General features: G+C 59.5%; 27 protein-coding genes. 23 read left to right on the top strand and 4 right to left on the bottom strand.

Translation table 11 applies throughout. From position 1 onward, the window contains the following. Nucleotides 1–11: 11 nt before the first annotated feature. The 4 genes from ACLIBF_RS13855 to ACLIBF_RS13840 all read right to left on the bottom strand — a co-directional run bounded on the left by ACLIBF_RS13855 (nt 12) and on the right by ACLIBF_RS13840 (nt 3,602). Nucleotides 12–1,517, bottom strand: coding sequence for a SulP family inorganic anion transporter (locus ACLIBF_RS13855; RefSeq protein WP_159223677.1), 1,506 nt, complete (start codon nt 1,515–1,517; stop codon nt 12–14). Nucleotides 1,518–1,654: 137 nt separating this feature from the next. After that, nucleotides 1,655–1,921 (bottom strand): biofilm/acid-resistance regulator YmgB/AriR, encoded by a 267-nt coding sequence (locus ACLIBF_RS13850; RefSeq protein ID WP_031377899.1) that lies wholly within the window; start codon nt 1,919–1,921, stop codon nt 1,655–1,657. A gap of 387 nt (nt 1,922–2,308) precedes the next feature. Further along, nucleotides 2,309–2,716: a DUF2000 domain-containing protein gene (locus ACLIBF_RS13845; RefSeq protein ID WP_031377900.1), complete on the bottom strand. Its 408-nt coding sequence runs from the start codon at nt 2,714–2,716 to the stop codon at nt 2,309–2,311. A gap of 40 nt (nt 2,717–2,756) precedes the next feature. Continuing rightward, a complete protein-coding gene (locus ACLIBF_RS13840) occupies nt 2,757–3,602 on the bottom strand; it encodes an AraC family transcriptional regulator (protein WP_046288404.1) in 846 nt (281 codons plus the stop codon). Between the two features lie 145 nt (nt 3,603–3,747). Here ACLIBF_RS13840 and ACLIBF_RS13835 point away from each other — a divergent pair, with 145 nt between their 5' ends. From ACLIBF_RS13835 to ACLIBF_RS13725, 23 genes are all read left to right on the top strand, one after another. Beyond that, a complete protein-coding gene (locus ACLIBF_RS13835; protein WP_031377682.1) occupies nt 3,748–4,179 on the top strand; it encodes a MarR family winged helix-turn-helix transcriptional regulator in 432 nt (143 codons plus the stop codon). A 2-nt stretch (nt 4,180–4,181) separates the two neighbouring features. Then, the gene (locus tag ACLIBF_RS13830; protein ID WP_031377681.1) at nt 4,182–5,867 is read left to right on the top strand and encodes an MFS transporter; all 1,686 of its coding nucleotides are present in this window, start codon (nt 4,182–4,184) and stop codon (nt 5,865–5,867) included. After that, on the top strand, nt 5,864–6,958 hold the full coding sequence (locus ACLIBF_RS13825; protein WP_031377680.1) for an HlyD family secretion protein: 1,095 nt from the start codon (nt 5,864–5,866) through the stop codon (nt 6,956–6,958). The genes ACLIBF_RS13830 and ACLIBF_RS13825 overlap by 4 nt, the downstream gene beginning before the upstream one ends. Next, nucleotides 6,955–8,349 carry an efflux transporter outer membrane subunit gene (locus ACLIBF_RS13820; RefSeq protein ID WP_448309989.1) on the top strand — a complete coding sequence of 465 codons (1,395 nt, stop codon included), beginning with the start codon at nt 6,955–6,957 and terminating at the stop codon, nt 8,347–8,349. Before ACLIBF_RS13825 ends, ACLIBF_RS13820 begins: the two co-directional genes overlap by 4 nt. Before the next feature lie 271 nt (nt 8,350–8,620). Further along, on the top strand, nt 8,621–9,007 hold the full coding sequence (locus tag ACLIBF_RS13815) for a hypothetical protein (RefSeq protein ID WP_448309987.1): 387 nt from the start codon (nt 8,621–8,623) through the stop codon (nt 9,005–9,007). Between the two features lie 230 nt (nt 9,008–9,237). Further along, nucleotides 9,238–9,969, top strand: a complete 732-nt coding sequence (locus ACLIBF_RS13810) for a beta-ketoacyl synthase chain length factor (RefSeq protein WP_279810320.1) — start codon at nt 9,238–9,240, stop codon at nt 9,967–9,969. Continuing rightward, nucleotides 9,962–10,762 (top strand): lysophospholipid acyltransferase family protein, encoded by an 801-nt coding sequence (locus ACLIBF_RS13805; protein WP_279810321.1) that lies wholly within the window; start codon nt 9,962–9,964, stop codon nt 10,760–10,762. The genes ACLIBF_RS13810 and ACLIBF_RS13805 overlap by 8 nt, the downstream gene beginning before the upstream one ends. A 13-nt stretch (nt 10,763–10,775) precedes the next feature. Continuing rightward, nucleotides 10,776–11,033 carry a phosphopantetheine-binding protein gene (locus ACLIBF_RS13800; RefSeq protein ID WP_031377675.1) on the top strand — a complete coding sequence of 86 codons (258 nt, stop codon included), beginning with the start codon at nt 10,776–10,778 and terminating at the stop codon, nt 11,031–11,033. A 16-nt stretch (nt 11,034–11,049) separates the two neighbouring features. Next, on the top strand, nt 11,050–11,304 hold the full coding sequence (locus tag ACLIBF_RS13795; RefSeq protein WP_031377674.1) for an acyl carrier protein: 255 nt from the start codon (nt 11,050–11,052) through the stop codon (nt 11,302–11,304). Nucleotides 11,305–11,310: 6 nt separating this feature from the next. After that, nucleotides 11,311–11,871 (top strand): COG4648 family protein, encoded by a 561-nt coding sequence (locus tag ACLIBF_RS13790; RefSeq protein WP_089561060.1) that lies wholly within the window; start codon nt 11,311–11,313, stop codon nt 11,869–11,871. Continuing rightward, nucleotides 11,868–13,187 (top strand): class I adenylate-forming enzyme family protein, encoded by a 1,320-nt coding sequence (locus tag ACLIBF_RS13785; RefSeq protein WP_089561059.1) that lies wholly within the window; start codon nt 11,868–11,870, stop codon nt 13,185–13,187. The genes ACLIBF_RS13790 and ACLIBF_RS13785 overlap by 4 nt, the downstream gene beginning before the upstream one ends. Further along, nucleotides 13,174–13,521, top strand: coding sequence for a 3-hydroxyacyl-ACP dehydratase FabZ family protein (locus ACLIBF_RS13780; protein ID WP_031377671.1), 348 nt, complete (start codon nt 13,174–13,176; stop codon nt 13,519–13,521). Before ACLIBF_RS13785 ends, ACLIBF_RS13780 begins: the two co-directional genes overlap by 14 nt. Next, a complete protein-coding gene (locus ACLIBF_RS13775; RefSeq protein ID WP_279810322.1) occupies nt 13,515–15,224 on the top strand; it encodes a glycosyltransferase family 2 protein in 1,710 nt (569 codons plus the stop codon). Before ACLIBF_RS13780 ends, ACLIBF_RS13775 begins: the two co-directional genes overlap by 7 nt. Next, the gene (locus ACLIBF_RS13770; RefSeq protein ID WP_031377669.1) at nt 15,217–15,630 is read left to right on the top strand and encodes an acyl-CoA thioesterase; all 414 of its coding nucleotides are present in this window, start codon (nt 15,217–15,219) and stop codon (nt 15,628–15,630) included. The genes ACLIBF_RS13775 and ACLIBF_RS13770 overlap by 8 nt, the downstream gene beginning before the upstream one ends. After that, a complete protein-coding gene (locus ACLIBF_RS13765) occupies nt 15,624–16,232 on the top strand; it encodes a LolA family protein (RefSeq protein ID WP_069728150.1) in 609 nt (202 codons plus the stop codon). The genes ACLIBF_RS13770 and ACLIBF_RS13765 overlap by 7 nt, the downstream gene beginning before the upstream one ends. Then, on the top strand, nt 16,219–18,525 hold the full coding sequence (locus ACLIBF_RS13760) for an MMPL family transporter (RefSeq protein WP_279810323.1): 2,307 nt from the start codon (nt 16,219–16,221) through the stop codon (nt 18,523–18,525). Before ACLIBF_RS13765 ends, ACLIBF_RS13760 begins: the two co-directional genes overlap by 14 nt. After that, nucleotides 18,522–19,094: a DUF3261 domain-containing protein gene (locus tag ACLIBF_RS13755; RefSeq protein ID WP_031376529.1), complete on the top strand. Its 573-nt coding sequence runs from the start codon at nt 18,522–18,524 to the stop codon at nt 19,092–19,094. The genes ACLIBF_RS13760 and ACLIBF_RS13755 overlap by 4 nt, the downstream gene beginning before the upstream one ends. After that, nucleotides 19,091–20,251, top strand: a complete 1,161-nt coding sequence (locus ACLIBF_RS13750; RefSeq protein ID WP_279810324.1) for a beta-ketoacyl-[acyl-carrier-protein] synthase family protein — start codon at nt 19,091–19,093, stop codon at nt 20,249–20,251. The genes ACLIBF_RS13755 and ACLIBF_RS13750 overlap by 4 nt, the downstream gene beginning before the upstream one ends. Next, nucleotides 20,241–20,717 (top strand): ApeP family dehydratase, encoded by a 477-nt coding sequence (locus ACLIBF_RS13745; RefSeq protein ID WP_089561184.1) that lies wholly within the window; start codon nt 20,241–20,243, stop codon nt 20,715–20,717. The genes ACLIBF_RS13750 and ACLIBF_RS13745 overlap by 11 nt, the downstream gene beginning before the upstream one ends. Next, nucleotides 20,714–21,445 (top strand): 3-ketoacyl-ACP reductase FabG2, encoded by a 732-nt coding sequence (locus ACLIBF_RS13740; protein ID WP_279810325.1) that lies wholly within the window; start codon nt 20,714–20,716, stop codon nt 21,443–21,445. Before ACLIBF_RS13745 ends, ACLIBF_RS13740 begins: the two co-directional genes overlap by 4 nt. Continuing rightward, nucleotides 21,442–22,677 (top strand): beta-ketoacyl-ACP synthase, encoded by a 1,236-nt coding sequence (locus ACLIBF_RS13735; RefSeq protein WP_448309984.1) that lies wholly within the window; start codon nt 21,442–21,444, stop codon nt 22,675–22,677. Before ACLIBF_RS13740 ends, ACLIBF_RS13735 begins: the two co-directional genes overlap by 4 nt. A gap of 175 nt (nt 22,678–22,852) precedes the next feature. Continuing rightward, complete coding sequence (locus tag ACLIBF_RS13730) at nt 22,853–25,075, top strand: TonB-dependent receptor (RefSeq protein WP_279810327.1); 2,223 nt, start codon at nt 22,853–22,855, stop codon at nt 25,073–25,075. A 141-nt stretch (nt 25,076–25,216) separates the two neighbouring features. Further along, nucleotides 25,217–25,360, top strand: coding sequence for a hypothetical protein (locus tag ACLIBF_RS13725; protein ID WP_162836818.1), 144 nt, complete (start codon nt 25,217–25,219; stop codon nt 25,358–25,360). Nucleotides 25,361–25,389 lie beyond the last annotated feature (29 nt).

Below are 25,389 nucleotides of genomic sequence, written 5' to 3'. Positions count from 1 at the left end.
AAATCGCCGGGTTAGCCGAAATTACCGGTTAACCGGCGATGAAAATCAGTACTGCGGTGATCCAGCCCCTCAATCTTCACCTGCGCGCCATAGCGCTGATAGCGATGCTCAATGCCATCCAGCGCCGCCACACTTGATGCGTCCCAGATCTGCGCATGCGTTAAATCGATAATGACGTTTTTCGGATCGTGGGCGTAATCGAAATGTTCAAACAGATCGTTGCTGCTCGCAAAAAACAGCGGCCCGCGCACCGTATAACGTACCGATTCGCCATCCTCGCTCAGCTGACGCTCGGCGTGAATGACGTGGGCAATGCGGCGGGCAAACAGCATCATAGCGACAATCACGCCGGCCAGCACCCCCAGCGCCAGGTTACCCGTCCACACGGTCACCACCACGGTCAGCACCATAATCAGCGTTTCAGACCACGGCATGCGCTTCAGCGTAGCCGGTTGCAGGCTGTGCCAGTTGACGGTTTTCACCGCCACTACCATCATGATCCCTGCCAGAACCACCATCGGGATTTGCGCCATAATCTGGCTCAGACCGGTAACCAATAGCAGCAGCACCAGTCCGGCAGCCACGGTAGAAACCCGACTACGCGCCCGGCCGAGCTCGACGTTAACGATGGTCTGGCCGATCATCGCGCAACCGGCGATACCACCATAAAAACCGGCAAAAATGTTTGCCACGCCCAGTCCCCAGGATTCCCGACGTTTGCTGGACGGCGTATCCGTCAGGTCATCCACCAGTTTGGCGGTCAGCAGCGACTCCATTAGCCCGACAAAGGCGATACTGAGCGCGGTCGGCCAGATAATCTGCAGCGTCTGCAGATTCAGCGGCACCATCAGGCTGTTAAAGCCGGGCAGGCCAGGGCTCATCGGGCCTTCGTCGCCAACATTCGGCATGCGATAGCCCATCAGCAGGGCAACGCCGGTTACCACCACAATCGCCACCAGCGGTGAGGGAACGCTTTTCACCAGCCGCGGCAATAGCAGCACAATCGCCAGCGTCACGGCAAAGAAGATCCACACCAGCGATGATTGTCCCCAGACGTGCGGAACCTGAGCAAAGAAAATCAGCACGCCCAGCGCATTCACAAATCCCAGCATCACCGAGCGTGGAATGTAGCGCATCATGCGTGCCAGCCCGGCCAGACCAAACAGGATCTGAATCACGCCGCCCATCACCACCGCGGGCAAAATGTAGTTAACGCCATGCAGATGCACCATCGGACCGATCACCAGCGCCACTGAACCGGCGGCAGCGGTCACCATTGCCGGACGGCCACCGAGAATCGACAGCGTCAGACAGAGCACCACCGAGGCAATCAGGCTGACTTTAGGATCAACGCCGGCAATAACCGAAAAAGAGATCACTTCGGGGATCAGCGCCAGCGCGGTAATCACCCCGGCCAGGCATTCGCGGGTCAGCAGCGCCGGAGAGCGTAATACGCGTCCGACACTAATATCACTCGCCACAACCGGCGTTGCAGCGACATCATTCGATTGAGTCATAAAGGATTGCAGGCTCTTTTTTGTTTTGCTCCCGCACGAAGGGCGAGAAAGTCGGGATAAAAGTGAGGGCAGATGTTACCGGGCGCAGGGCGAAGATACCAGAAAAAGGCGGGGTGACTCCCTCCATGGAGTCGGGATTATAACGAGAAATCATCCGGGGTTTTGTGGACGACCAGCTCAAGCAGCTGCCGATAGATTTCCAGCGACTCCCGGTTGCTTTCCAGTTCCAGACGATGAATCAGTTTAGAAATAATCGCCTTATTACTGACCGGCATGCCGGACTGCAGGATCTCCGCGACCACTAAGCCGAGCATCTCCATATCACTGGCCGGTTTATTGGCGGCAGCATTAAAGTAGTCGGCAATTTCCTGATCGGTTCTGGGAACCCTATTCTGATTTTGCATGTGTAAGCCCTTCAAAACAGCCCGATTCCCTTTCGGATGTCAGGACAAAAAGACATTAAAAAAACCTCCGCATGGACAGATGCGAAGGAACCCAACGTCATAAATAAACGGATAAAAAAATAACCTCTGAAGGTGGAAATCCACTGACACCTTCAGAGGCGACGCAAGTGCATCATTTGTTACAGAGTCGCAAAACAACTCGTGGGGATAAAGTTATACAATGAAGTCCAATCTGTACAATCGGATTCCTAAGCAAAATGTGCTATTTGAGCATTAACAGGGGCTTATAAGGAATATTCTGAGAACAAAATTGTACAGAAAATGTGTACAGCCTGGAAAGTTGACTTAAATGATGCGGAAAGCGTGCGACAACTTCCCGCGTTAACCTTAACTGAAAAGTGCGAGTCTGGCGGTCAGCTTGCGCAGGGCTTTTTTCTCACCGACCACCGCCATGCCCAGCAAACGCCACTCCTGACGTGGCTTCTGCCGCATCGCGTCACTCAGCGCCTGATAGTCGGTGGTGGACTGGCCCTCTTCCGGAAACAGCACCATATCGCAGCCAGCCTGTTCGGCGTTTTCCCGCAGCAGGCTGAGCTGATCGGTGGTAGCCGCCAGTACCGGGATACCGACCGGGATCAGGCCGGGGCAGGGATGGGCACTGGCATCTTCCAGCGCCTCGCCGACCAGCGCCGGATGACGCTGGCCGAGGGTTAACGCCATAACGGCAGCGGCATTGGTTGCTTTGCCCGGCGGCAAACTGGCATTCAAAATCATGACACAACGTAAGTCCTGCATTGCGCTTCTCCTGACTAAAAAGCGCATTGTGGCAGGCGGATCAGGCCGGGTCTGGAAGATTTGTGCAGGCACGCTGATAACGTGCCGGACTGAGCTGGCAGGCGCGCTTAAACCAGCGGCCGAGATGGCTCTGATCGGCAAAACCCAGCGCGGCGGCGACATCGGCCACCGGCTGGCCCTGAGCCAGTCGCCGCCGGGCCTGACTCAGCCGCCACTGCACCAGCCAGGCGTGAGGTGGCAATCCCCAGTGGGCCTGGAACAGCCGCGACAGACGAAAGCGATCCAGTTTCAGACTCAGCGCCATCTGCTGCAAACCCGGATTTTCAGCATGATGAGCAATCAGCCAGTCCCGCGCCTGCAGCGCCAGCCGGGCATCCGGGTATACCGGCCCGGACGCGCGCCACAACCGGTGTTGCGTCAGCTGGCCAAACAGTCGGTCGAGTGCCGCGTCTTTGATTAATGTCGGATGATCGTGCCACAACGCGTCGAAGGCGTGCCAGACCGCATAAGCCAGCGGCCGGTCGTCGCGCAGCGTATCCGCGAAGCCTAACTCACGCTGCTCTGGTCCCTCCGCCAGCAGCGGAGCGAGATGCAGCTCAATCTGCTGGGGTGAAAGATAGAGCATGCGATAGGTGAAGCCCTGCTCATTGATCGCGTCGCCATCATGTAATTCTTCCGGTTCCAGCATAAACACCGTACCGGGTCGGCTTTGATGCTGTTTGCGTCGCGAATGAAACTGCTGTACACCTTGCTCAGTTACACCAATCAGGTAACTGTCGTGCCAGTGCGGATCGTAAGCGTGTCCGGTAAAATGGGCGCGCAGCGACTCAATACCGCTGGCAGCATCACGGCGCAAATCCACCCAGTTTTTCGCAGCTGTTATCATGGTGTTCGACTCCCGGTTGCGGCCTCTGGACATTCTGCCGCGATCCACTAATTTTTAACAGATCGGGCGCTTTCCAATCGCGTTTGGCTTTGCGTATAATAACGCCTTCATTTAATTAGAAGTCTAACAATTAGGTTGCTAACATTTGTTATCGCATACTCGTACATTTACCCATCTCCTGCATCTGACCGCACACGCCTGGCGCCTGGCCGTCGATCGCCATCTGAAAGATAGTGGTCTGAGCATGAGCAGCTGGATGGCGATTGGCCTGATTGCCAGTGAACCTGAAAGAATGACCCAGACCGAGCTGGCGCAGCTGCTGGGACTGGAAGATGCCAGCATGGTGCCGCTGGTCGATCGGCTGGTCAAACAATCGCTGCTGTCGCGGGTCCAGCCGCCGGAAGATCGGCGAAAACGCCATCTGGTGCTGACTGAAAAGGGCAACCAGGCGTTCGCTAAAGTAAAAACCCAGGCCGACGCGCTGCGTAGTGAAATGCTGGCGGACATCGATCCGCAGGACCTGGCCGTGACCGAGCGAGTGTTACAGCAACTACTGACGCGAATGGGAAGCATGTAAAGGTGGCGAAGCGCAATCCCTATGCCGCGCGCGAGTGGTTACCGCATGAAAAACCGATGCTGCCTGGGTCACCCTCGACCCCGCTGCATCCGCTGCCGAAGCGGGTGGCGTTTGGTCTGATCGGCCTGCTGATCTCGCTGACCGGGGCGCTAAGTAATGCGCTGGTCACCGCCAATCTGATCAATCTGCAGGGCACCTTCGGCGCCTATTCGAATGAGATTGCCTGGCTGCCGGCGGTCTACGTGATGGGTAATATCTCCATCAACCTGCTGCTGGTGAAATTTCGTCAGCAGTTTGGCCTGCGTGCCTTCACCGAAGCGTTTCTGGTGCTGTATGTGCTGGTGGCGTTCTTTCATCTGTTCGCCAACGACCTCAGTTCGGCGATCATCGTGCGTACCGCGCACGGCATGGTAGCGGCAGCGCTCAGCTCGCTGGGTATCTACTACCAGGTGCAGGCATGGCCAGCGAAGCATCGTCTGAAAGCGCTGGTGATTGGGCTGACGGTGTCGCAACTGGCGATTCCGCTGGCGCGTCTGTTCTCTTCGGAACTGCTGCAGCTTAACGAGTGGCGCGGTCTCTATCTGTTTGAGCTTGGCCTGGCGATGATTGCGCTGGGCGGGGTACTGCTGGTCAAGTTGCCGCCCGGCGACCGCATCAAGACCTTTGAAAAAATGGATTTCGTCACCTTTATGCTGCTGGCTCCGGGCATGGCGCTGCTGTGCGGCGTGCTGTCATTGGGGCGGATTGAGTGGTGGTTTACTACGCCGTGGCTCGGCATCTGCACCGCCATCGCATTAACGCTGATCGTGACCGCGATTGTGATTGAGCACAACCGGCGCAATCCGTTGATCAATACCCGCTGGCTCAGCAGCGGCATGATGGTCCGGCTGGGGATTGTGATGATCATGATCCGCATCGTACTGGCGGAACAGAACACCGGCGCGGTCGGTTTTTTACAGCAGATTGGCTTACAGAACGATCAGATGCGCGGGCTGGCGCTGGCGATTATTGCCGGCGTGATTGTCGGTATCGCCGCCAGTGCGCTCACCATCAAGCCTAACCACCTCAACTGGCCAATCGTCACCTCACTGGTGGTGATGATTATCGCGTCGCTGATGGATGCGCACTCCAGTCCGCTGACCCGCGCCAACAATATGTACTTCAGCCAGTTTCTGCTGGGCTTCAGCAGCGCCTTCTTTATGGCGCCAGCGATGCTGATGGGGATTGGCAGCGTGGTCACCCAGCCGAAAAATCTGGTGAGTTTTGTGGTGCTGTTTGGCATGAGCCAGAACCTTGGCGGACTGATTGGTTCGGCGATCCTCGGGACTTTTCAGACCTGGCGGGAAAAATATCACTCCAGCCTGCTCAGCGATCAACTCTCGCTGCTTGACCCCAACGTCAACGAACGTCTCAGCCAGTACAATGCGCTGTTCAATAGCCTGGTCGGCGATAACATTCTGCTCGGCGCGCAAAGCAGCAGCCAGCTGCAAACTGTCGCGACATTACAGGCCAACGTACTGGCCTATAACGACACCTATCTGTTAACGGCGGCGCTGGCATTGATCACCCTGATGTGGGTGATCTGGCGATTAACGCGTCGGCGTTATCTCGACTGGCGCCAGGCGCAATTTAACCTGCGTGAGCAGCATCAGCTGGCCGCATTACAGGAAAACACGGAGAAACAATGAGTCAGCAGGACGAACTTCAGGCAGCCGAACGCGACCGTGCGAACCGCCGCCGTATTCTTTCTATTGCCGCCGGCAGCGGCATTGTGGTGATTGGCGTATTAGTCATTCTCTACGCCTGGCAACTCTGGCCCTTTACCAGCTCAGTGCAAACTACTGAAAATGCCTATGTCCGCGGCCAGGTGACCTTTATCAGTCCGCAGGTCAGCGGCTATCTGACCTCGGTTGAAGTCATCGATCTGCAACCGGTAAAAAAGGGTCAGCTGCTGATGACCATCGACGATCGTATCTATCGTCAGCGGGTGCATCAGGCCCAGGCACAACTGGCTATGAAGCAGGCGGCGCTCAGCAATAACCTGCAACAGCGACGCAGTGCCCAGGCGACGATTGAAAGTAATAAAGCGGTGCTGGAAAACGCCAAAGCACAGGCGCTGAAAAGCGGCTTTGACCTGAAACGCGTAGAGAACCTGACCGCTGACGGCTCGCTGTCGGTGCGCGAACGGGATGCCGCCCGCGCGGCTAACGCGCAGGCACAGGCGCAGGTCCGTCAGGCTGCGGCTCAGATCGCGGTCGCAGAGCAAAATCTGCAAACGGTAATCGTCAACCGTGCGTCGCTGGAAGGAGACGTCGCCAGTGCGCAGGCGGCACTGGAACTGGCGGAGATCGATCTGGCCAACACCCGGATTATCGCGCCGGATGATGGTCAGCTCGGCCAGCTGTCTGTGCGAACCGGCGCTTATGTCACGGCCGGAACGCGGCTGACCTCGGTGGTACCTAACCACAAGTGGATCATCGCCAACCTGAAAGAGACGCAGCTGGCGCGGATCCGGCCCGGTCTGCCAGTGACCATCCGGGTCGATGCGCTGGATGGCAAACGCTTTACCGGTCAGGTTGAATTTATCTCGCCAGCTGCCGGGTCGGAATTCAGCGCCATTTCGCCTGACAACGCCACCGGTAACTTCGTCAAAATTGCTCAGCGTATTCCGGTTCGTATCCGCATCGACGAGCAGGATATGCAGCAACTGCGACCCGGCATGTCGGTGGAAGTGAGCATCGATACCGCCGCACAGCCGGCAGGTGAGGGCGCACCATGATCGTCCGCCGTTTACTGATTGGCGCACTGACACTGACGCTGGCCGGTTGCGCGACCCAGGTTGAAAAAGCACCGTCGTCACTGCCGATTCCGCCTGCCTGGCGCGATCGGGTCGGGCCGGCTGCTCCGCCAGAAGCGGGCTGGTGGCGCGCCTTTGGCGATGCGCATCTCAACCGGCTGGTGACGCAGGCGTTACGCAATAATCCCGATATTCTCACCGCGCGTTCACGGGTGGATCAGTATCGCGCTCAGCTGCGTGCGGCGCAGGGCGATAATTTTCCGACTCTGAGCGCCGGCGTGGCGGCAACCCGTGAACGTACGCTCTCCTCGGTTACCGGCCAGCCTTATGAAACCGACGTTTTTCAGGGCCTGCTGCAGGCGAATTACGATGTCGATTTGTTGGGCGCGCGCAGCAGTTCGATTGACGCTGCGCAAGCCTCGCTGGCGGCGCAACAGGCTGCAGCCTCGGCGGCGGAGCTGACCATTGCCAGCTCGGTGGCCTCGGGTTATCTCAACTTATGTGCTCTCGATGAGCAGTTGCGCGTTACCGAAGCGACGCTGATCACCCGCAATAATTCGCTGACCCTTGCGAAGCGCCAGTTTGAAACCGGCTACACCTCACGGCTGGAGTGGATGCAGGCGGCCTCGGAGTACCAGTCAGCCAAAGCACAGATACCGCAGCTTAAGCATCAGATTGCCCGGCAGGAGAATGCGCTGAGTATCCTGGTGGCGATGAATCCACGCGAAATTGCTCGCCGACAGCAGTTCGATCAAATATCGCCGCAGCAGTTACCGTCGTTGCTGCCGTCCCAGTTGCTCAATCGCCGACCGGATATCGTTCAGGCGCAGCGCCAGCTGCTGGCCGCCGATGCCAGTCTGGCTTCGGCCAAAGCGCAGCTGCTGCCCAATCTCAACCTGACTGCGACCGGCACGTTACAGAGTTCGGTGCTGCATCAGCTGGCTGATAATCCGTTCCGCCTGTGGAGCGTCGGCGGCAGTATTCTGGCGCCGTTGCTCAACCGTGAAGCGCTGACCGCAGAAGTGGATGTCTCAATGGCCACCCGTAACCAGGCGCTCTATGGCTATGAGAAAGTGGTGCGTAACGCCTTCTCAGAAGTGAACGATGCGATGGATGCGATCCGGCAGGGTGAGGCACAACTGGAAGAGCTGCAAAAGCAGGAGAACTATGTAGCTGAAGCCTTGCGCATCGCCAGTAACCGCTATCAGAACGGTTACGCCTCCTATCTTGATGAGCTGGATGCCCAGCGTACCCTGTTTACAACTCAGCTAAATCTGGTGACGGTGAAAAATAATCTGCTGCTGGCGCAGATTGATCTCTATCGTGCGCTGGGTGGCGGCTGGTCAGCAAACGCCACGTCATCTTCTGAATAACCCTTTCCCTTCATACGGTTCCGATCCAGCAGCAGTCAGAGATTCTGCTCGCCGGATCGGCGCTGTTGCGTCCCGCGCCGCTGTGTTCCGCCTGACACTCTTATCGGTTAAATAAGCCCCGCATACTTCCGCTTACCTGTCTTTACATTAGGTGGTATCATGCGCGGGTTTTAGACTGGCCAGATGGAAAAGCGCACGGATTGTTTATGCTGCGCCAGGCGAGTTGTATTTTTAACCGCCTGATAATACAGGGGAATGAAAGGGAATCGTGATGAATAAAAAGTTAATTTTTACACTGGTGGTGACCGCAGCTTTATTAACCGGTTGTGCCCGCACTGCGCCGATTCACAATGTGAATCAGACACTCTCACAGCGTTATAGTGATAATCAGATGAAAACCGCGATCATCGAAGCGGGCATCAGCCGCAAGTGGGTGATGACGCCGGTTTCGCCGGGTGTTATCAACGGTCGACTGGCACAGCGTGGTTTCGCAGCCAACATTCGCATCTCCTACACCAGCCAGAGTTACCGCATCGATTATCTCAGCAGCGAAAACCTGAAAGCGGGAGAGGGCAAGATCCACAATAACTATAACCGCTGGATCACCAACCTCGATCAGGACATTCAGCTACGCCTGTCAGCGCTGGCGGCACAATAAGCCGCGCGTTGTCGCACTTATCTGTCGGTATTGAACAATAAAATAAAGATCTTTCGCTGCCGGCCGACAAATCAGATGACCTGCTATTGCTGCATCGCCGGCTAAACCACTACCGTGATCGGCAATAGCCGGGTCGGCAGATATTTCAGGGATGAATCTTTGCTAACGCAAGGAAGGCGTTGACGACCTGATGGACGCAACGCCACCCGTTTTGCTAAAAGAAAATTGAAATGAGACTCGCTTACTCTCTGGTCGACTGGCAGGCGCTGGCTCCCGGGCTGGCCGGACACGATGACTGGCAACGCTGGGCGCTACAGGGCGCGGTAATCGACCCCAACCAGTCCATGGCAAAGCCGCAATTTTTACCGATGATGACCGCGCGTCGTCTGAGCGGCGGCAGTCGTGCGGCAGTTGAGTGCGGTCTGGCACTGCTGGCACGTCAGACGGTGGATGCAGTGGTGTTCACCAGCCGTCACGGCGAGCTGGAGCGTAATCTGCGTATCCTGACCGCACTGGCCAGTCAGCAGCCACTGTCGCCCACTGATTTTGCGATGTCGGTACACAATTCTGCCGTTGGCAGCCTCACTATCGCAGCGAAAGCACCGCTGGTATCGACCTCCATCGCGGCCGGGATCGACTCTTTTCAGCAAGGGCTGATTGAAGTCAGTGCCTTACATCAGGCGGGCTATCAGCAGGTACTGCTGGTCGATTTCGAGGGTCTGCTGCCCGATTATTATCTGCCGTGGTTAGCCGAAAACCCCCTTAACGCGCCGTATGCGGTGGCGCTGCTGCTGGCCACTGGCGATGAGTGGCGCTGCCACAGTCAGCCTCAGCCCGGCGAGATGATCCCCGCCGCGTTGCCGCAAAGTCTCTGCTTTTTGCAACAGTCTCTCGCTGGATCGACGCAGTTCAGCCTGCCAGGCGAGCGCCTGCAGTGGCACTGGGAGAAAAATCATGGCTGATTGCTCACAACCGGCGCAGCCGCGCTGCAGCAGCATCAACTATTACTGGCGGCTGGTGATGACGGCGGTCAGTTTTACCCTTTTCAGCCTCGGCGGCCTGCTGCTGTCGCTGATCGGCTTTAATCTGCTGCTGCTGGTGCAGCGCGACACCTTGCGTCGCCGCCAGCTGGCCCGACGCGCGATCGCCTGCAGCTTCCGCTGCTTTCTGCGCTTTTGCCGCGGGGTCGGCGTCTACGACTACCGGATTGAAGGGGCAGAACTGCTGCAGCAGGATCGCGGTTGCCTGATCGTCGCCAATCATCCGTCGCTGATCGACTATGTAATGATCGCCTCGGTGCTGCCGGAGATGGACTGTCTGGTGAAAGCCGATCTGCAAAATAACCTGTTCTTACAGGGTGTGATCCGCGCCGCCGATTATCTGATCAATAGCGAAGCCGAAACCTTACTGCCTGACAGCCAGCAACGGCTGGCGCGCGGCGACAACATCCTGATCTTCCCGGAAGGGACCCGCACCCGCTATGGCGAGGCGCTGAAGTTGCAGCGCGGTGCCGCCAATATCGCGGTCCGTGCCGGGTGCGATCTGCGGGTGGTTCACATCACCTGTAGCCAGCGTATGCTCGATAAACAGAGTCGCTGGTATCAAATTCCGCCGGTTAAACCGCTGTTTACCGTGCGCGTACAAGCGCGAATCGACAGCCAGTCGTTTTGCGAAAGCAACCAAGATGCACAGCCGCTGGCCGCGCGTCGCCTGACCCGCCATTTACAACAGGCGCTGGTTCCCCTGAATAGGTAATACGAAAACCGGTATGGACTCATTAATCAACGATATCAAACAGATGATTATCGACACCCTCAACCTGGAAGATATCCGTCCCGATGATATCGACACCGAGGCCCCGCTGTTTGGCGAGGGGCTGGGGCTGGATTCAATCGATGCGCTTGAACTCGGTCTGGCGGTAAAAAATCGTTACGGTGTGGCCCTCTCCGCCGAGAGTGAAACCCTGCGCGCGCACTTCTTCTCTGTTGCCTCTCTGGCCGCGTTTGTTGATCAACAACGCGCCTGAACGCTGAGACAAAATTATGATGACCCAAGACCAGATATACCAGGAAGTTGCGTCACTGCTGACCAGCCTGTTTGAAATTGATGCGGCTGAGATTCATCCGGAGGCGCGTCTGTATGAAGATCTCGAACTCGACAGCATTGATGCGGTTGATATGGTGGTTCACCTGCAGAAACGTACCGGCCGTAAAATTAAACCGGAAACCTTCCGCGCGGTGCGTACCGTGCAGGATGTGGTGGATGCGGTTGAACAACTGATGCGCGAAGACGCCTGATCCGCCGTGCTTGCCGCCCTCCGACTGCTGAATCTGCTCACCCTGCTGGCCTGGCCGCTGCTGGTCTGGCTGGCGCTGACGCAACCGCGCTGGCAAGGGCTGTTCTGGCTGTTGGCGCTGCTGTTTGGCTTGCGCTGGCAGGTGCTGCGTCGCCAGCACAATGCGCTGAGTCACGTGATGGGCTGGCTGGCGCTGGCGGGCGCGCTGCTGTGTATCAGCAGCCAGTTACTGCGCAGTCAGCATCTGCTGTTGTGGTATCCGCTGGCGGTGAATCTGGCGATGCTGCTGGTGTTTGGCTCCTCGCTGTGGAGTGCCATGCCGCTGGTGGAACGCATCGCGCGGCTGCGTGAACCGCATCTGCCGCTCGCGGCGGTGCGCTACACCCGGCGTGTTACCCAACTGTGGTGCCTGTTTTTTATCGGCAACGGCAGCATGGCGCTGGTGACCTGCCTGCTGGGCGATCTGCGGCTGTGGACGCTGTGGAACGGCGCGATCAGCTACCTGTTGATCGGCACCCTGATGGCGGGGGAGTGGCTGGTGCGTCAGCGGGTGAGGCGAAAAGCATGAAGGTAGCCGAATGGCTGAGCGGGCCCGAACGCGAAGTCGCGTGGCGCGGCGATCGGCCGTTAATGCTCAGCACTATGCGTGCGCAGGTGCGGGCGCTGAGTCAGCGTCTGGCCGCCGACCCCGGGATGCGCTGGGCGCTCTGCTTCGATGACAGCTACCGTTTTTGCGTGGCGCTGCTGGCCTGCTGGTACGCCGGTAAAACCCCGGTGTTGCCGGGGCACTGTCGCGCCGCGCTGCTCAATGAGATGCGCGATCGGCTGGATGGCGTTATCGCCGATATGCCGCTGAGCCTCGACCTGCCGCTCTGGCACTGCGACGATGCGGAAGCGCCAGGCATCCTGCCACCGCTGTCGGCGCAGGCCGGGCTGGTGCTTTACACCTCCGGCTCCACCGGTGCGCCACGTCAGGTAGTGAAATCACTAGCGATAATGGAGCAGGAAACCCGCTGGCTGATCGATCTGTGGGGCACGCCTCTGCAGCAGTGTCGGATTATCGCCTCGGTCAGTCATCAGCATCTGTATGGTTTATCGTTTCGCATTTTTTTGCCGATGGCGCTTGGCTTGCCGTTTGCCGCGCAGCCGGTGTTTTATGGCGAACAGCTGGCGCAACTGACGCGTCAATGGCGCTACGCCTTTATCAGCAGCCCGGCGTTTTTATCCCGGCTGGATGACGGACTCGATGCGCCCGACTGTGCGCTGATCGTCTCGGCCGGTGGCGCACTGCCGTGGTCTGATGCCGCACGCGTCCGGCAACGATTCGGCTGCCCGGTCAGCGAGATTTACGGCAGCACCGAAACCGGGGTGATCGCTGCACGGCAGTTTGACCGGCCCGACGCGGCCTGGCGCTGTATGCCCCAGGTCAGACTGGCAGCCGTCACGCCCGACCGCTGGCAGGTCTGGTCGCCGCTGATCGCCGGATCTGACGGCTGGCGGCTTGACGATCGTCTGCTGATGCAGCCGGACGGCCAGTTTCAGCTGGCGGGACGCCACGATCGGATTGTCAAAATCGGCGATAAGCGCGTCTCGCTGAGTGAGGTTGAACGGCGTCTGTTAAGCCTGCCGGAAATCACTGATGCGGCGGCGCTGGCGGTGACGCGACAGGGACGACAGGCGATTGGCGTGGTGGTGGCGCTCAACGCTGTGCTGGATGACGCCGCGCTGCATCAGCACAAGCAGCAGTGGAAACGACAGCTGCAGCAGTGGCTGGAACCGCTGGCGATACCGCGCTACTGGCGGGTGGTCGCCGCCATTCCGGTGACCAGCCAAAGCAAACGCGCCTGGCTGCAAATTGAGGAGCTTTTCGATGTTGCCGATTGAACGCAATCGCCTGCTGCAGGATAACAGCGTCACGCTGACGCTACAGATTGATGCCAGCCTGTTCTGGTTTCAGGGCCATTTTCCCACTTTACCGATTCTGCCCGGTGTCGCCCAGCTCGACTGGGTTATGCACTACGGCGTCGGCATTCTGGCGCCCGGCAAACAGTTTGCCGCCATTGATAACATCAAATTCCAGCAGCCGGTGCCGCCCGATTCGCTGCTGCAACTGCGTCTTGACTGGGATGCGGAAAAATCACGCCTCAGTTTTCGCTACAGTCTGCTGGGTGAGGGCACGGAGCAGAGCGCCAGCAGCGGGAAAATTACGCTGTGTTAGGGGCGACATTCTCTCCCTGCGTGGTGATCCCGTGTTACAACCACGGGGCGATGATGGCCTCGGTGCTGACGCGGCTGGCACCGTTTAATTTACCGGTGATCGTTGTTGATGACGGCAGCGATGCCGCCACTCAGCTCCAGCTGGCGACGCTGCACGCCCCGCAGCTCAGCGTGCTGCGTCTCGACAGCAATCAGGGTAAAGGCGCAGCAGTGATCCACGGCCTGCGTGCCGCCGCCGCACGGGGCTTTACCCACGCGGTACAGATCGACGCTGACGGCCAGCATCAGGCAGAAGACCTGCCGCTGATGCTGGCCGAAGCGCAGCGCTATCCTGACTGGCTGATCTCCGGTCAGCCGCTGTATGACGATTCGATTCCCAAATCACGCCTCTATGGCCGCTACATCACCCATTTCTGGGTCTGGGTTGAGACGCTGTCGCTGTCGATCCGCGACAGCATGTGTGGCTTCCGCGTCTACCCGCTGGCGCCGGCGCTGGCGTTGTGCGATCGCCGCGCGATCGGCCAGCGAATGGATTTCGACACCGAGATCATGGTCCGGCTCTACTGGCAGGGCACCCGCAGCCGCTTTATTTCCACCCGGGTGACCTATCCGGCCAGTGGTTTGTCGCACTTTGATGCGCTCTATGACAACCTGCGCATCTCCTGGATGCATACCCGACTCTTTTTCGGCATGCTGCCGCGAATCCCGCGTCTGCTGGCGATGCGCCGGCAGACAGCTCACTGGTCGGCCGAACCGGAACGCCGCGGGCAGTGGGGATTACGTCTGATGCTGGCGGTCTATCGCTACGGCGGCCGCCTGCCGTTTATGCTGTTGTTATGGCCGGTGGTGGCGGTCTACTGGCTGAGTGGACAGCGTGCCCGTCGCGCCTCGCAGCAGTGGCTAAGCCAGGTTCGTCTGATTGCGCAGCAGCGGCAGATTTCCCTGCCTGCGCCGCTCAACAGCTACCGTCATTTTCTGCGTTTTGCCGGGGCGATGCTGGATAAAGTTGCCAGCTGGCGGGGCGATCTTCACTGGGGGCGCGATATCGATTTTGCACCCGGTGCCGAAGCGGTGATCCGCACGCCGTCGCCGCAGGGCAAGCTGATTCTGGCCTCGCACCTTGGCGACATTGAAGCCTGTCGCGCCATGGCTCAGCAGGTGAGCGGGCTGGTCATCAATGCGCTGGTGTTTACCGACAATGCTCAGCGCTTTCGCGCGGTGCTGGAAACCATTGCACCGCAGGCCGGAGTAAACCTGATGCCGGTTAGCGATATCGGCCCGGATACCGCCATTCTGCTGCAGCAAAAGCTGGATGCTGGCGAATGGGTGGCGATTGTCGGCGATCGCACCGCGGTTAATCGCCAGCGCGGTGGCGAACGCCGGGTGATCTGGAGTGAGTTTCTTGGCCGGGCTGCGCCGTTTCCTCAGGGACCGTTTGTGCTGGCTGCCGCTTTACGCTGCCCGGTACTGCTGATGTTTGCCCTGCGTCAGCAGGGTAAATTGCGCATTCATTGCGAAGCGTTCGCTGACCCGCTGCTGCTGCCGCGGGCACAACGACAGCAGGCGCTGCAGCAGGCGGTCGATCGCTATGCGGCGCGGCTGGCGCACTACGCGCTGCTGGCCCCGCTTGACTGGTTTAACTTTTTCGATTTCTGGACGCTGCCTGATTCGCAGACCTGCCACAAGGAGTCCGACCATGCCTGAACATCGTGCTGAAATAGCGCTGACCGTCTCCTTTCACGACTGCGACCCGATGGGCGTGGTCTGGCACGGTAACTACTTTCGCTATTTTGAGCAGGCACGCGAAGCGTTACTGCGCAGCATCAACTACAGCTACGCCGAGATGGCCGCCAGCGGCTACGTCTGGCCGGTGGTCGATACCCGGGTGAAATACCGTCAGCCGCTGCGCTGTGAAGAGACCATCTCGGTCATCGCGCGCATTACTGAGTATGAAAATCGCCTGCGCATTGACTACGAGGTCCGTAACGCGGCCGGTCAGATCACCACCAAAGCACATACGCTGCAGGTGGCGGTGGAGCAGGCGACCCAGGCGCTCTGCTTTGTCTCACCAGACATTTTACTGGAACGTTTAGGAGTGAAGGGATGCTAAAAGTAATGCTTACCGGCCTGCTGTTGTGGGCCAGCGCTGCCAGCGCGGTGACGCTCGACCAGCTGCAGCAGCGATTTGCCAGCCAGCCGGTGATCCGTGCCGATTTTACCCAGACCCGAAACATTGCCGGGATGCGTCAGCCGCTGGTGTCGCATGGACAGATGCTGATCGCCCGCCAACAGGGGCTGTGGTGGCATCAGCAGACGCCGTTTGTGATGACACTGCTGCTGGATGATAAGCGCATGGTGCAGAGCCTGAGCGGTCAGCCGCCGCAGGTCATCACGGCCGACAGCAATCCGCAGATGTTCCAGTTTAACCATTTGCTGCGCGCGCTGTTTCAGGCCGACCAAAAGGTGCTGAATGAAAACTTCCGGGTCGATTTCAGCGATGGCGGTAACGGCCACTGGACGCTGAGCCTGACGCCGAAAGCCGCGCCGCTGAACAAAATTTTCAACCGCATCGACCTCGCGGGCAGCGAGTTTCTGGAGCGGATCGACCTTGATGATAAGCAGGGCGATCGGACACAGATCCTGTTAAGCCATACCCGGATTGAGCCGTCGCAGTTAAGCGATGAGGAGCAGGCGCGTTTTGCCGGGCCATAACGCACGCCGGTTGGCCGCACTGTGGATTGCGTTCTGCCTGCTGCTGGCGGTGGCGCTGACGCTATTGCTGCCGCGCAGCCAGCTCAACAGCAGCGTGCTGGCCTTGCTGCCGCAGCAGAATCTGGGCGCGGCCCCGCCTGCGCTACAGCAGGCTTTTTTACAGCGGCTGGATCGCCAGCTGGTGTGGCTGGTGTCACCGGGTCCGACTGACGATCCGCAGGTGGCGGCATGGTGGCTGTCACAACTGCGCGCCTTGCCGGCACTGAAACAGGTGCAGGGCGATCTCGATGCGCAGCAGCAGCAACAGTGGGGACGCTTTGCCTGGCAACATCGTAACGGCCTGATCGATGACGCGACCCGCAACCGGCTACAGGACGGCGGCAACGCCCAGGCGGACTGGCAGCTGGCGCAGCTCTTCTCTGCCTTTTCCGGCGTCGGCAGCAAAGAGCTGCAGGGCGATCCGCTGATGCTGGTGCGCGGATCGCAGCTGGCGTTGCAGCAGAATGCCGATCGCATGATGCTCCATAACGGCTGGCTGACGGCGCAGGATCGGCAGGGACAGCGCTGGTATTTTCTGCATGGCGAACTGGCTACTAACGCCTTCAGCCTGCAGCAAAGTCACGCGCTGGTCAGCCAGCTCAATGCGCTGGAGCAGCAGCTGAAAAGCCGCTTTCCGCAGGCGAAATTACTGACCCGCGGCACGGTACTGTTCAGCGATGACGCCAGCCAGCGCGCGCAGCACGACGTAAAAACCCTCGGCAGCCTGACGCTGGGCGGGGTACTGCTGCTGGTGCTGCTGGTGTTCCGTTCGCTGCGGCCGCTGCTGCTGTGCATCACCTCCGTCGCGATCGGGGCGATGGCGGGAACGGTCATCACGCTGATCTGTTTCGGTGAACTGCACCTGATGACGCTGGTAATGAGCCTGAGCATCGTCGGTATCTCGGCCGATTACACGCTCTACTATCTGACTGAACGGATGGTTCACGGCGGTGAACAGACGCCGTGGCAGAGCCTGCACAAAGTGCGCGGCACCTTACTGTTAGCGCTGGCAACCACCGCTATCGCCTGGCTGCTGATGCTGCTGGCCCCGTTTCCGGGCCTGCGTCAGCTGGCGGTGTTTGCCGCCAGCGGCTTAACCGCCTCCTGCCTGACGGTGATCCTGCTCTATCCGTGGCTGGTGCGCGGTTTGCCGGTGCGTCCGGTGCCGTTGATGGTACCGCTGGCCCGCTGGCTGGCGGCGTGGCGACGTCAGCGCGGATTGCGGGTTGGATTACCGCTGGCCGTGGCGGTGTTTGCCGTGACGGGCATCGCGCAGCTGCGGGTTGATGATGATATCGCCCACCTGCAAAGCGCCCCGGCGCGTCTGCTGGAACAGGATCGTCAGCTGGCAGTCTTAACCGGTCAGCGCGCCGACCAGACCTGGTTTGTGGTCTGGGGAGACGACGCGCAGCAGACCCTGCAACGGCTGGCCCGGCTGGCACCGGATCTGCAACAGGCGCAGCAGCAGGGCTGGCTGCAGCGCTATCGGCTGTTACCTTTACGTTCGCTGATGCAGCAGCAACAGGATCTGAAACTGCTGCGTCAGGCGGCGCCGACTATCGCCACACGGCTGCAGCAGGCGGGGATTACGCTGCCCGCGCCGGATCTCAGTGCAATGCCGGTTATGCCACAAGTCTGGCTCGCCAGTCCGTTAAGCGAAGGCTGGCGTCTGTTGTGGCTGACCCTGCCTGACGGACGCAGCGGTGTGCTGATACCGACCAGCGGGGTAAAAAACAGCCCCGCGCTCAATGCGCTGGCGCAACGTCACACCGGCGTGAGCTGGATCGACCGTAAAGCCAGTTACGATACGCTGTTTAGCTTCTGGCGCACCCTGCTGAGTGGCTTGCTGATGCTGGCGCTGGCGCTAATCGCCCTGAGTTTTGTGCTGCGTCTTGGGCTCCGGGCAGGACTGCGCAGCGCGCTGCCCTCGCTGCTATCGCTGGCGGCGGCACTGGCGACGCTCGGCTGGATTGGGGCCTCGCTCAATCTGTTTGCGCTACTGGCGCTGATTCTGGTGCTGGGGATTGGAATTAACTACAGCCTGTTTTTCAGCAACCCCCAGGGCACGCCGCTGACCTCCTTACTGGCGGTCTCGCTGGCGATGATCACCACCTTATTAACTCTGGGCATGCTGGTCTTCAGCAGCACCAGTGCGATTGCCAGTTTTGGTACGGTATTGTGCAGCGGCATTTTTACCGCTTTTTTGCTGTCGCCGCTGGCGATGCGACCCACCCGATCGAGGAGCAAACGATGATGCGCGCCGCCCTGATTTTGTTGACCAGCCTGCTGCTGACTGCCTGCGCGCAGCAGGCACCGGACAACAGCCGTCCTACCGCCTGGCTCAAGCCGGGCGTGCAGATCACGCTGCCGCCGCCCGGCATTCAGCCCGCTTTTCAGCAGCAGCAGTTGCTGACCGGTCAGGTAAAGGGCCGGAGCCAGTCGCTGCTGGTACTGCTGAGCGCCGATCAACAACAGATTAAGCTGGCGGGCCTATCGTCGGTCGGGATTCGTCTGTTTAGCCTGCGCTACGATGGCCAGGGTATTCACACCGAGCAGCTGATGCCATTGCCACAGCTGCCGCCCGCCAGTCAGGTGCTGGCGGACATCATGCTCAGCTACTGGCCGATTGAGGCCTGGCGTAAACAGTTGCCGCCAGGCTGGACCCTGCAGGATCAGCCGTTAAAGCGCCAGCTCAGGGATGCCGATAACCAGCTGGTGACCGAAATTGATTATCTGCAACGCGGCAACCAGCGTCAGCCGATCGCTATTCAGCAGCATGCGTTTGGCTATCTGATCCGCATTCAACATCTGGACGCTTCATGATTTACATCTCTGCCATGGGCATGCTTAACGCCCTGGGTAATGACAACCAACAGATTGCCGCCAACCTCAGCAACGGCGTTGCGCCGGGTATGCAGCTGTGTCACGGCTGGCTGAACGGCGACAAAGCCTGCTGGCTCGGCCGGGTCGACGGCGAGCTGCCAGCGGTGCCGTCGGCGTTCAGTGCCCACAACACCCGTAATAATCAACTGCTACTGGCGGCGCTGGCGCAGATCCGTCCGGCACTTGACCTGGCGATAACGCGTTACGGCAGCGAGCGGGTTGCGATTGTACTGGGCACCAGCACCTCCGGCGTCGACGAAGGTGATCGTCAGGTGCGTGGCGAACTGGCTGCGTACCATTACCAGATGCAGGAGCTGGGCGATCCGTCGCGCTTTCTGGCGCACTATCTGGCGCTCAATGGGCCGGCCTACACCATTTCAACCGCCTGTTCCTCCAGCGCCCGCGCCATTATCAGCGGACAACGGCTGATTGCCGCCGGTCTGGCTGATGTGGCGCTGGTCGGCGGTGCCGATTCGCTGAGCCGGATGCCGATTAATGGATTCGACAGCCTGGCCTCGCTATCCGGCCGCCGCTGCGCGCCCTTTAGCCGGGACCGCGATGGGATTTCAATCGGAGAAGGCGCGGCACTGATGCTGCTGACGCGTGAACCTCAGCCGCTGGCGCTACTGGGCGCGGGCGAATCGTCGGATGCCTGGCATATGTCCGCCCCGCATCCGGAGGGGGAAGGGGCGGAACGGGCAATGCTCATGGCGCTGCAACAGGCCGGCCTCACGCCGCAGCAGCTTGGCTACATCAACCTGCACGGCACCGCGACGCCGCTGAACGATCAGATGGAGGCGGCAGTCATCCAGCGTGTCACGGGCAACAGCGTGCCCTGCAGTTCGACCAAGCACCTGACCGGCCATACCCTGGGAGCCGCCGGGGTCTGTGAAGCTGCGCTCAGTGCGCTGATACTGCAGCAAAACCTGCTGCTGCCGGCGCAGGACTTTAGCTGTGCCGCGCGGGATGAGACGCTGCCTGACTGCGGTTTGCTGACTGAGCCGCAGGCGCTGCAGCGGCCGGTGATCGCCTCGAACTCATTCGCCTTTGGCGGCAATAACACCTGTCTGATAGTAGGACGCCATGATGTTGATTAATTCACCTGCCGCCGTCTGGCTGCCGCACGGTTCGCCGATGATGCTGCTTGATCAGCTGATTGCGGTAACTGATGAGCAGGTTCACTGTCAGGTATCGACCTGCCGCACCGGCGTACTGGCGCCGTTCCTGACGCCACAGGGTGAATTACCGGCGTGGTTTGGCGTCGAAATCATGGCCCAGACGGTTGGCGTATGGTCGGGCTGGCACGCCAGCCAGCGCGGCGTCACCCTGATCCCACCCGGTATGCTGCTGGGCGGACGCGGCTGGAAAGCGCATCAGCCTCGCTTTCCGGCTGACGCCACGCTGGATATCACCATGACCCTGCTGATGCGCGACGATCGCATGGGCAGTTTTGAGGGCGAAATTTGCCACGGCGCACAGCGATTAGCCAGCGGGCGTCTCAACACATATCAACCAAATGAAGCAGAGTTACAGCAACTGATGTCACAAGGAAAACAGCCATGACAGCTTCCGTTTTGGTGACCGGCGCCAGTAAAGGCATTGGTCGCGCGATTGCGCTGCGCCTCGCCGGGGATGGTTATCAGATCATCGTACATTTTAACCGCGATCGGGCGGGAGCAGAGCAGACGCTGCAACAGCTGACGGCGGCGGGCGGCAGCGGCCGACTGCTGGGCTTTGATGTGGCTGACCGGAAGGCGGCTCGCGGCGCGCTGGAGAGCGACATCGAACAGCACGGTGCCTATTATGGCGTGGTCAGTAACGCCGGTATCAGCCGTGATGCAGCGTTTCCCGCGCTGACTGATGATGAATGGGACAGCGTCATTCACACCAACCTCGACAGTTTTTATAACGTGATTCAGCCCTGCGTCATGCCGATGATCGGACTGCGGCGCGGCGGGCGGATCATCACGCTTTCGTCGGTGTCGGGGATGATGGGCAATCGCGGTCAGGTCAACTACAGCGCGGCCAAAGCTGGCATTATCGGCGCGACCAAAGCGCTGGCAATCGAACTGGCGAAACGCAAGATTACCGTCAACTGCATCGCCCCAGGCCTGATTGATACCGGGATGGAGGGACTGGAACCGCAGGTGATCGATGAAGCGATGAAGATCATTCCGATGAAGCGGATGGGCGCAGCAGAAGAGGTGGCCGGGCTGGCCAGTTATCTGATGTCTGACATCGCCGGCTACGTGACCCGACAGGTGATCTCAATTAATGGAGGCATGCTGTGATCCAGCGCGTAGTGGTAACCGGCATGGGCGGCGTGACCGCCTTTGGTGAAAGCTGGTCGCAGGTCTCGGCGCGTATTCGCGCTGGCCGCAATGCGGTGCGCTTTATGCCGGAATGGCAGATTTATCAGGGCCTGCATACATTATTAGGCGCACCGGTGGATGACTTTGTGCTGCCTGCGCACTACACCCGCAAACGCATTCGCGCCATGGGCCGCGTCTCGCTGCTGGCGACGCGCGCCACCGAGCTGGCGCTGACCCAGGCGGGGCTGATCGATCATCCGGTATTAACCAGCGGTGATACCGGCATCGCCTACGGCTCCTCGACCGGCAGCACCGGCCCGGTTAGTGAGTTCGCCACCATGCTGACCGAGAAGCATACCAACAATATTACCGGCACCACCTATGTGCAGATGATGCCGCACACCACCGCCGTCAATGCCGGGCTGTTTTTCGGCCTGCGCGGTCGGGTGATCCCCACCTCCAGCGCCTGCACCTCCGGCAGCCAGGCGATTGGCTATGCGTGGGAGGCCATTCGTCACGGTTACCAGACGGTGATGGTCGCGGGCGGGGCGGAAGAGCTTTGTCCGTCGGAAGCGGCGGTGTTTGACACCCTGTTTGCCACCAGCCAGCGCAATGATGCGCCGCACACCACGCCAGCGCCGTTCGATCAACAGCGTGATGGCCTGGTGATTGGCGAGGGTGCTGGCACGCTGATCCTCGAATCGCTGGAGCATGCCCAGGCGCGTGGTGCCACCATCTACGCTGAGCTGACCGGCTTTCACACCAACTGCGACGCGGCCCACATCACCCAGCCGCAGCGTGAAACCATGCAGGTCTGCATCGAGCGGGCGCTGCAAAGCGCCGGGATTGAGCCAGCTCAGATCGGTTATATCAATGCCCACGGCACGGCGACCGAGCGCGTCGACATGGCCGAGAGCCTGGCGACCGCCGCGGTGTTTGGCGTGACCACGCCGATCTCATCACTGAAATCCTACTTCGGCCATACGCTGGGAGCCTGTGGCGCGCTGGAGGCGTGGATGAGCATTGAGATGATGCGTGAGGGCTGGTTCGCCCCGACGCTTAATCTTTCGCAACCGGCTGACAGCTGCGGCGCGCTGGATTACATCATGGCTGAGCCACGGCAGATTGAGACTGACTACATCCAGAGCAATAACTTCGCCTTTGGCGGCATCAATACCTCTCTGATCTTCAAACGCTGGCGCGGCGTCTGATCCGCCGCCCATGCCGCTCGGGCATGGGCATTCTGCCTTCGCCATACCGCGGCTGTTCCCGTCTGTTTATTGCCTGGGCTGACTGCTGATTTTGCTTGCAATTGGCAACGCCCTGCGCATAATCGCAAACCGCAATAATAATGATTCTCAGTCTAATTCAAATCAGGGAACAACCATGCGTCAGCGCCTTTTAACCCCAGGATGTAAACCGACACTGCTGGCAATGCTGATCGGTGCCAGCTGTCTGCCCGTGATGGCGGCAACCCCAGCCTCATCTGCCGCTCCGCGTGATGCCGCGCAGGACGCCAGCCAAAGCGGACAAACCATGACGGTAACCGCCAGCGCCGACGATGACTTTACGCCGGGCGGCGATCAACCGGTCCCGGCTTATCTGGAAGGGCAGGTTGCCCACGGCGGCCGGCTGGGCATGCTGGGTGAGCAAAAGGCAATGGATGTGCCGTTCAACGTTATCGGCTTTACCGCAAAAATGATTGAGGACCAGCAGGCCAAAACTATCGCTGATGTGGTGCGGAATGATGCCGGCGTGCAGAACGTCAAAGGCTACGGCAACTTCGCCGAAAGCTATCGTATCCGCGGCTTCCTGCTGGATGGCGATGATATGACCTATGGCGGCTTGCCGGGCGTGGTGCCGCGTCAGGTGATGGATGCCTCGCTGGTGGATCGGGTCGAAATTTTCAAAGGCGCTAGCAGCCTGCTGAACGGCGCGGCCAGCAGCGGGGTCGGCGGCATTATCAACCTTGAGCCTAAACATGCCGGCGCTACGCCGCAGGTGCGAGTGGGTGTGGATTACACTTCCGATGCGCAGATCGGCACAACGGTGGATGCGGGACGCCGGTTTGGTGATAACGACCAGTTTGGCGTGCGGGTTAACCTGGTGCATCGTGAGGGTGAAACCGGGGTGGAAGACGAGAAAAAGCGTACCACCGCCGCCTCAATCGGTCTCGACTACCACGGTGACCGGTTACGCACTTCGCTGGATGCTGGCTACCAGAAAAAGACCTTCCATGACGGTTTGCAGGGCATCAACATTAGCGGCGTCGATTTTCTTCCCGCCGTGCCGTCCAACTCGCGTAACTACAGCCAGAAATGGGTCTACAGCGACATGGAGTCGGAGTTTGGTATTGCCCGGGCGGAATACGATCTCAGCGATCGCTGGACCGCGTATGCCGGTTTAGGCGCGCAGCATGCCCATGAAACCGGTAACTACGGCACGCCAAAGCTGCTTAACCGTGAAGGCGACGCCACCATCAGTACCTTCAATACCAACCGCGTGCAGGACAACATGAGCGGCATGGCAGGGCTACGCGGCAATTTCGATACCGGCTTTATTTCGCACAAGGTCAACGTTGGTTATTCCGCGCTGACCACCAATGCGAAAAATGCCTACAACATGTCGCTGACCAGTGCGAACACCAACATCTATCATCCGGATGACGTTGCCGCGCCGCCGGCGAACTTTGCCGGCGGAAAGTTCTCCGATCCGCTGACCACTGCACGTTCGCGCACCCAGGGCTATCTGCTGAGCGACACGCTGGGCCTGTTTGATGATTCGCTGCTGCTGACGGTCGGCGCGCGCCATCAGAAAGTGTGGGTGCGTAACTACGACTACAACAGCGGTGCAGAGGATACCGCGTCACGCTACACCAATAGCCGCTGGATGCCGACCTATGGCGTGGTCTACAAGCCGTGGCAGTCGATTTCACTGTATGCCAACCATACCGAAGCGCTGCAGCCAGGCGCGGTCGCGCCGCGTAATGGTACGGTAACCAATCCGGGAGCCATCACCGGCATCGCCCATTCAAAACAGAATGAAGTTGGGGTGAAAGGGGATTTCGGTCGAATCGGCGGCACGCTGTCGCTGTTTGAGATTAAAAAACCGTCGGGGATGATTGGCGCGGATGGGGCGTATGGCATGAACGGGGAGCAGCGACATCGCGGCATTGAAACCAACCTGTTTGGCGAGCCGGTATTAGGCTTCCGCCTTAACGCCAGCGCTACCTGGCTGGATCCGGTGATGACCAAAACGTCCGGCGGCACCTATGACGGCAAACAGGCGGTGGGGGTGCCACGTGACAACTACACGCTGGGAGCCGAATATGACATCAAACCGCTGGACGGGTTGACCGCTACCGCGCTGATCACCCATACCGGTTCACAGTGGGCTGATGCGGCGAACAGTAAAAAAATCGACAGCTATACCACGCTGGATCTCGGACTGCGTTACCGCACCCGGCTTAACCAGAATGAGATGGTGTGGCGCGTCGGGGTCGAAAACGTGACCAATGAGAAGTACTGGGCCAACGTTGACGATACCGGCACTTATCTGTCGCAGGGCGATGGCCGCACGCTGAAAGTCGGGGTCACCTACGACTTCTGATCGGCGTGGCTGAAAGGATAACGGAGCGCAGCACGCGCTCCGTTTTTTTTTCGGGCGAAAGAACCGGACGAAAAACAGGCTTTCATCTACACTGTGACGCGCTGCTTAGTTGACCCGTTCACCGAATTTTACAGGAAGCCCATGTCGTTACCTTCGCCACCCGACGATCAGGATGAGCCAATTCGCCAGTCGCTCGACGATGCTCACTTTGCGATTGTGGTGCTTGCGGTGACCTCGGTTACGCTTATAATCTTTGTCCTGATGATTACGCTCTGGATGAGCTGACCCCGGCGTAATTCAAGGGAATGGAAAAG

Source organism: Pantoea sp. PGP6 (assembly GCF_053474785.1).
Note: the sequence above shows the minus strand (reverse complement) of the source record. Positions and strands in the feature narration are given on the sequence as shown.